The organism is Vibrio genomosp. F10 str. ZF-129, assembly GCF_000287055.2.
Classification (GTDB): Bacteria; Pseudomonadota; Gammaproteobacteria; order Enterobacterales; family Vibrionaceae; genus Vibrio.
The window spans coordinates 1-610 of the sequence record NZ_AJYQ02000015.1; the positions used below are offsets into that span (position 1 = coordinate 1).

The window sequence follows — 610 nt, forward strand, 5'->3', positions numbered from 1 at the left end:
GTTGCGAATCACTCTTAAATGCTTTGTTAGTTGCGTTCTTGCCACTCCGAACGCAACACCCCATATTTCACTGAATCGTAATACTCGCCTTCATAGTAACGTACTTTTCTTAGCCTTGCTTCTTGTTGAAAACCCAACTTCAGCGCCAGAGACATCATGCGCGGATTGCCTGACCATGTTGTCAAACCGACCCTTTCGATTGTGTTATTTTTGAACAAGTATGATATCCATTGAGGAAGAGCCAACGCAGCGATACCTTGCCCCCAGAATTTGGAATCGTAGATCACCACACCAGCTTCAAGCCAGCGAGTTTCTTCACATTCCCAATAACAACTGACTGTCCCTATCGGAGTATCATCGACAGTGATTAACTGTATATCTGAGCCGACTAGTAACCGTTGAAACGAAGACTTTTCAAACTGCTTTAATGAAGGGTGAGAGTACGGAAAATATGGACCATTAAACTGAGTCCATGCATCGTTTGAAGTAACCAAAGCATGGATTGATTCCAGTTCATTTGATTTTGCTGGTCTAATACTAATTCGTTTTTCTTCCACGATACTTCCCTATTCTTTGAAGCAAACTAACGCTCTGCTAAGCGGCAAATAAA

Annotated in this window: 1 protein-coding gene; it reads right to left on the bottom strand. The window is 42.3% G+C overall.

The genetic code is table 11. The features are described from left to right. Positions 1-26: 26 nt before the first annotated feature. Positions 27-557, bottom strand: coding sequence for a GNAT family N-acetyltransferase (locus tag A1QO_RS02240; protein ID WP_017039965.1), 531 nt, complete (start codon positions 555-557; stop codon positions 27-29). Between the last annotated feature and the right edge of the window lie 53 nt (positions 558-610).